Raw genomic sequence first — 7,396 nt, 5'->3', positions numbered from 1 at the left:
CCCCTACTGACACTGAGGCCCTAGGTATAAGAAAAAGTAATGCTGGCTCGGCGTATTGATACAAAGAACAAATAAAGGTTAAGCTTGGGTTAAAAAAATAATTGAGAAGCGATTGCAAGTAGCAACGAATTTGCGCCGTTTGAGGGCTGTGTTACACTTCAATAATAGAGGGGTTCTATAACCTAAATCCCTAAAAAGCCGGTGGGGGCTGGGGAGTGCCGGTTGAAACCCCGATTCTGTCGTGCTAACTGTCACAAGGGGTGCGGGTTCCTCAGGCAGCGGAAAGTTAGGACGAGTGACGAGTTTTTGGCGGGTGGGGGTGAGAGGTGCTTGACAAAAAAGCCCAAGTGCGATAAGGGGCTTTAACTGGCATAATAAGGCATCTTAATAGTGTACAGCTTTCCGGCACCTGGCACCCCTACTGACACTGAGGCCCTAGGTATAAGAAAAAGTAATGCTGGCTCGGCGTATTGATACAAAGAACAAATAAAGGTTAAGCTTGGGTTAAAAAAAAAATTGAGAAGCGATTGCAAGTAGCAACGAATTTGCGCCGTTTGAGGGCTGTGTTACACTTCAATAATAGAGGGGTTCTATAACCTAAATCCCTAAAAAGCCGGTGGGGGGCTGGGGAGTGCCGGTTGAAACCCCGATTCTGTCGTGCTAACTGTCACAAGCGGTGCGGTTTCCTCAGGCAGCGGAAAGTTAGGACGAGTGACGAGTTTTTGGCGGGTGGGGGTGAGAGGTGCTTGACAAAAAAGCCCAAGTGCGATAAGGGGCTTTAACTGGCAGGGGGAGGCATGTTATAGCAGTAGTCATATTGGTTAAGACATTAATGACATGGCTTATGGGGCTCATGCGCATCGGGCTCATGCGCATGGGAAAGACTCACAGCTTTTGCGTGATGCCGAATGCGATGATGCGATGATGCGATGATGCCCATGTACTAACCTAAGTGCATACTGCCATAACCCTCTTTTGTCAAACAAGGGTGAAAGCCGGATCTGTCGTTGCCTGAAATAGCGCAAATTCGTCAAAGTGCCCCAAAGTGACAAAAGAGGGATAATAGTGGTGTTAATAGTGTACAGCTTTTCCCAAAGCAGGTAAGGCACACCGGCACGGTGGGATCTGCTGCCGGCAGAGGGGTTGAGGCACTTTTGGCAGGACAAGCGAGCCGGTGCAGCGGCAGAACTTCTAGATAGGCGATGGTACGAATTTTAGAGTAAGATACTAAAAGCCCGCCGTCAGGGGCAGCCACTTTTGCGGTTAAGCTAAGGGGCATGCATCTGAGGGGTGCATAGATTTTGCTTTTGGCACGCCGGCTGTAATAAAGTAGTGAGTGACACAGAGAGCGAATGGGGGGAAAGCAAGCCAGAGTTAAAGGAAAATTGACAGGAGCTTCCAGCGCGCAGCGTCAGGGCGGGGTGAGACAGGGGCGGCTTTGAGCCGGTGAGGCAAAAATCCAGCTGTCTTGCCAGCGATACCCGACAGAGTTATATACAGTAAGTCAGCATTTAAGAGATCCCTGTGATGAGTGAAGCGCCTATAGAAACCCTTTTAATAGAAGACAGCCAGACTGACGCTAGCCGCCTGCAAGAGATTTTAGGAACTTGCCAGATTTCCCTCGTGCCGGTGCGAGACCTGGCGGAAGCCCTCAACCAGCTGCGGGAAAATCCCTTTGACTTGCTGCTCCTCACCCTGTCGCACCCAGACGAGCAGGGATTGGATATTCTAAGAAAAGCCCGGAGTGCAGCCCCAGAAGTGCCGGTGATAGCCCTCGCCGAAACAGAAAATCAAGGGATAGAGGCGCTGCGAGAAGGGGCGCAAGACTATATAGTAAAAACCAGCACAAACCGCGACTCCCTAATGCGCTCCATTCGCTGCGCCGTGGAGAGATCCCGCCTGCAAACCGCGCTGCGAGAGAGCGAGGAGCGCTACCGCTGTGTTGCGGAAAATGTCAGCGAGCTGATTTGCCGGCATTCCCCCGAGGGAAATTTCCTTGACGTTTCCCCCGCCTGTCGCACTTTATTAGGATATGAGCCGGCAGAACTTCTCGGGCGCAGCGCTGCGGAATTTTTCCACCCAGACGACACACCCGACACCGGCATCAAAGCAACCCGCCGCATCCGCCACCGGCACGGACATTATATCGCACTGGAAACAGCCAGCCGCGCAGTACGCAACCCCCACACCGGCAAAGTTCGAGAAATTGTCACCGTTTTCCGAACCCCCTCCAGCAGGGTGCCGGTGGGAAAAGCCTGGTGCGAGCCAAAAAATTGCGCCCAAACCCAAAAAGCCAAACAGCAGAGTGAAGCTTTCTACAAATCCCTAGCGGACGCTTTACCTCAATACCTGTACCGCACAGACTTAAATGGCAGAATCACCTTCGCCAACAGAGCCCTGCTAGCCACCTGGGGCGTGACGCTCCAAGAAGCAACCGGCAAAACCGCTTGCGACTTCTACCCCCAAGAGCTAGCTGAAATATCCCGCGCCGGCGATATTCAGGTTATCCGAAACGGAGAAAGCTTCGAGGCTATTGAAAAGGGGCATAACCCTGAAAATGGCAGAACAGTATACCTGCAAGTCGTAAAAGTGCCGGTGCGAGATGCCGGCGGGAAAACAGTCGGAGTTCAGGGAATTTTTTGGGACATCAGCGACACAGTTAGAGCCGAAAGGGAAAAATCCCGATTAATCGCTTCCCTGCAAAAAACCGAAGCTCGATTTGCCGAAACCCAGCGCGTGGCGCACGCCGGCTGCTGGGAATTCGATATCGCCAGCGGCGAAATATATTGGTCAGAAGAAATCTTCCGGATTTGCGGACTGGAACCCGCGCAGAAAGCCCCCTCCTATCAAGAATACCTGCAAATCGTCCACCCCGAAGACCGGCAAGTCCTGCAAAGCGCCCTACAGCTAGCCATCACCGCCGGCGCACCCTATGAATTTGACCAGCGCATCCTCCGCCCCGACGGATCTGTCCGGTGTATCGCCACAAAAGGACAGCCGGTTTTCAATGCAGATGGCCAAGTCGTGAAGATCTTCGGAACCAGTCTCGATATCACAGAGCGAAAAGCCGCAGAAACAGCCCTCCGCCAAAGCGAAGAACTCTACCGCACCCTCACCAAAAACTTCCCAAACGGCGCGGTTATCCTGTTCGATGCCAATCTCCGCCACATCCTGGCTGACGGTACGGGTTTGGCAGAATTGGGACTTTCTAAAGAACGCCTGGAAGGAAAAACCTTGGGCGAGTGTTTCCCCCCCCAAGTGTGCCGCTTAATCGCGCCAGTGTACAGGAAAGCCCTCGCAGGAAACCCTACCGTATTTGAAAAGGAGTGCGCCGAGAAGATATACCAGGTGCGCGCAGTGCCGGTGTTTGACGACTGCGGACAAATCACTGCCGGTTTGGTGATGACGCAAAACATCACCGAACTCAAACAAGCGCTGGCGGCGCTGCGGGAAAGCGAGGAGAAATTCCGCGCTATCTTCGAGCAAGCTGCTGTGGGGATTTCCCTGCTCAGCCCAACCGGTCAGTTTCTCAGCGCCAACCGGGGGTTTTGCCACACGGTTGGGTACGCGCCAGAAGAACTGCCGGCGCTAAACTTTCAGGACATCACCCACCCAGAAGACTTGAGCGCCAATTTGGACTGCCACAAACAGATTTTAGCAAACCAGATTCAAAATGTCTCCTTCGAGAAGCGCTACCTCCGCAAAGATGGCTCGCCGGTGTGGGTGAGCGCCAGCATCGCCGCAGTGCGCGATATATCCGGGGAGGCGAAGTACCTGATTGCTGTCGTGGGAGACATCAGCGAGCGCAAACAGGCGCAAGAAGCGCTGCGCTCAAGTCAGCAGCAACTCAACGCCATATTGGACAACGCCCCAGCGGTGATTTACACGAAAGATACAGGCGGGCGATTCTTGCTGATTAACCGGCAGTTTGAAACTCTGTTTGGCGTCAGCAGAGAAGAGGTTCAAGGCAAAAAAGACTGGGAGGTGTTCCCCAGACAGATAGCTGACAAGTTTCGGGCGAATGACTTGGCGGTCCTGGCGGCTTCAGCACCGGCACAGTGGGAGGAAGTCGCCCCCCAAAACGACGGCTTGCACACCTACATTTCCACCAAATTCCCCCTGTGCGACGCCACCGGCACCCCCTACGCGGTGGGCGGCATTTCCATTGACATCACCCAACGGCTGCGGGCAGAAGCAGAGCGAGATCGCTTCTTCACCCTCTCCCTAGACTTGTTCTGCATCGCCGACTTCACCGGCTATCTAAAACGGCTCAACCCAGCTTGGCAAACCCACCTAGGTTACACTGAAGAGCAACTTCTGTCAAGACCCTTTATTGAATTCGTGCATCCCGACGACCGGGAAGCCACCCTCGCCGAAATCCGCAAGCTGAACGCTGGGGTTCCCACCGTTTTACTAGATAACCGGTTTCAGCGCACCGATGGGTCTTACCGGTGGTTTTCCTGGACAGCTGCGCCCTTTGTCGAAGAGGGTTTAATCTACGCCGTGGGGCGGGACATAACCGAAAGCAAACAGGCAGAGGAATCCCTGCGAGCCAGCCAGCGGTTTGTCCAGCAAATTGCCGAATCGAGCCCCCACATTTTATATATTTATGATATAATAGAACAGCGCAATGTCTATGCCAATCGGGAAGTGGCTGAGATTCTCGGCTACACGCCTCAAGAGATTAAAAACATGGGCTCCGCACTGTTCCCCACGATTATACACCCCGACAATTTAGTCCAATTACCCAAACATTTCCAGAAGCTCAATACAGCCAAAGACGGCGAAATCCTCGAACTCGAGTACCGGATGAGAAACGCCGCCGGCGAGTGGATCTGGCTTCACAGCCGCGAAACGGTGTTCGCCAGAAGCCCGGATGGCAGAGTCCAGCAAATTCTCGGCACCGCAGCTGAGATCACCGAAAGCAAACAAGCCGCAGAAACGCTAGCTGAAAGAGCGCGACAGTCCGCTCTCCGCTATGATATAGGCACAGCCCTAACTCAGGGGGGCGATTTGCCCGAGATGCTGCGCCGGTGCGGCGAGGCGCTCGTCGATCACCTGGATGCGGCTTTCGCGCGCATCTGGACCCTCAGTCCGGACGGAAGCGTCTTGGAATTGCAAGCCAGTGCCGGCATATCCGCGCACACCGGCGGCGCTCAGGCTAAAATACCCGCAGGCACCATTAAAATTGATTTAATTGCCGCCAACCGCACCCCTTACCTGACCAATGACCTGCAAAACGACCCTCGCGCTAGCACCTGGGACTGGGCGCGGCGAGAGGGGATGGTGGCTTTCGCCGGCTACCCCCTGGTTGTGGAAGGCAGGCTCGCCGGCGTGATGGCCATATTCGCCAAACACCCCCTGAGCGAAAATACCTGCGACTTTCTGGGCTCGGTTGCAGACCAGGTGGCGCTGGGGATTGAGCGCAAACGAGCCGCAGAAGCGCTGCTCAAAAGCGAAGAGCGATTGCAGATGGCCATCGAAGGCAGTGCCCTAGGGCTGTGGGACTGGAATATTAGCACGGGAGCCACCTATTTCGACCCGCAGTGGAAAAAAATGCTAGGCTACGAGGAGGGAGAAATTGAGAACAGCTATCAGTCCTTCGAGCGGCTGATACACCTGCAGGATTTGCCAAAGGTGATGCAAATGCTCAGCGACTGTCTGGAAGGGCGCAGCGGCGTCTTTGAAGCCGAATTCCGCATGAAAAGTAAAGCCGGCGAGTGGAAGTGGCTTTTGTCTCACGGCAAAGTTTTCGAGCGGGATGAATTGGGATTGCCGGTGCGGATGACGGGAACCCACAAAGACATCACCCAGCGCAGGCAAGTTGAGGAAACGCTGCGGCTGCAAATCAAGCGGGAGCGCCTGGCGCTCGCCATGCAAGAGCGGATTCGCTCCTCCCTCAACCTGGATGAAATCCTGACAGCGGCTGTGGGGGAAGTGCGGCAATTTTTGCAAACTGACCGGACAGTCATTTACCGGTTCAATCCTGACTGGAGCGGTGCGGTAACCGTCGAGTCAGTGGGCGAGGGCTGGCTCTCCACTCTGGGAGTTGACATCCAAGACCGGTGCTTTGCCGGCACTTACGTTCCACTTTACCAGAAAGGCCGGTTTCGCGCAATCGATGATATTTACAGTGCCGGTCTTAATGAGTGCCACCTTGAGTTGCTGAGCCGGCTGCAGGTCAAAGCCAATTTGGTCGTTCCCATCCTCAAAAGCAGTTCGGAGTCAGGCGATTCAGCCCCAAATCCCAAATCCCAAACCCAAAATCGGCTGTGGGGGCTGCTCATCGCCCACCAGTGCAGCGGGGCGAGACACTGGCGCTCTTACGAGATAGAGTCGCTCAGACAGCTGGCGGTGCAGCTCGCCATCGCTATTGGGCAATCCACGCTCTTTCAACAAGCCCAAACAGAAATCGCTGAGCGCCGGCTGGCTGAAGAAGCCCTGCGGAAAAGCGAAGCGCGAGAGCGAGAGAAAGCCACGCAGCTGGAAGCCGCCCTGCGCGACTTGCGCTCCACCCAAACTCAACTGATTCAAAATGAAAAAATGGTCGCTCTCGGACAAATGGTTGCCGGTGTCGCCCACGAAATAAACAACCCCACAAGCTTTATCTACGGCAATGTCAAGTACGCCACTGACTACACCTCTGACTTGCTTCGCCTCGTGGACCTCTACCGAAAATACTATCCCGAACCGGCACCGGAAATCCAAGAGGAGCTGGGCGCGATCGACCTGGAGTTCTTAAAAGCCGACTTCCTCAAACTGCTCAACTCCATGAAAGAGGGGGCGAACCGCATCCGCGAAATAGTCCTCAGCTTGCGCAACTTCTCCCGCCTGGATGAAGCGGAGATGAAAGCGGTTGACATTCACACCGGCATCGACAGCACCCTGCTCATTTTGCAGCACCGGCTGAAGGCAACATCTAAGCGTCCCGAAATTCGGGTCCTCAAAGAGTACACCCAGCTCCCTGAGGTGGAGTGCTATGCCGGTCAGCTAAACCAGGTGTTTATGAATATTTTAGCAAATGCAATTGACGCTTTGGAAGAAGGGCACCAGACACACTCTCAGCAGCCTGCGATCCTGATTCGCACAGAACTTCTCGATGGCGAGCGTGCCGCTGTCCGAATTTCCGATAGCGGTCCAGGCATTCCCGATGCAATTAAAATGCGCATCTTTGACCCTTTCTTCACCACAAAACCTATCGGATCTGGCACCGGCTTGGGGTTGAGCATCAGCTTTCAAATTGTGGTGGACAAACACAAAGGCAATTTAGCCTGCTTTTCCGCACCCGGCGAGGGGACGGAGTTTGTCATTGAGCTGCCGGTGCGCCATTTAAAATAAACCGCCAAGACGCCAAGAGGGCCAAGGAAATCTTTCTTCTTGGCGTCCTTGGCGTCTA

1 protein-coding gene is annotated in these 7,396 nt (G+C 54.3%); it reads left to right on the top strand.

Annotated features, from left to right (window positions below; genetic code table 11):
* Positions 1–1,527 precede the first annotated feature (1,527 nt).
* Positions 1,528–7,338, top strand: coding sequence for a PAS domain S-box protein (locus tag OSC10802_RS44520; protein ID WP_017718084.1), 5,811 nt, complete (start codon positions 1,528–1,530; stop codon positions 7,336–7,338).
* The last annotated feature ends 58 nt before the right edge of the window (positions 7,339–7,396 follow it).

The organism is Kamptonema formosum PCC 10802, assembly GCF_000332335.1.
In the GTDB taxonomy this organism is placed as follows: domain Bacteria; phylum Cyanobacteriota; class Cyanobacteriia; order Cyanobacteriales; family Oscillatoriaceae; genus Oscillatoria.
The sequence above is the reverse complement of the archived record's forward strand: the minus strand, read 5'-3'. Positions and strand labels throughout refer to the sequence as shown.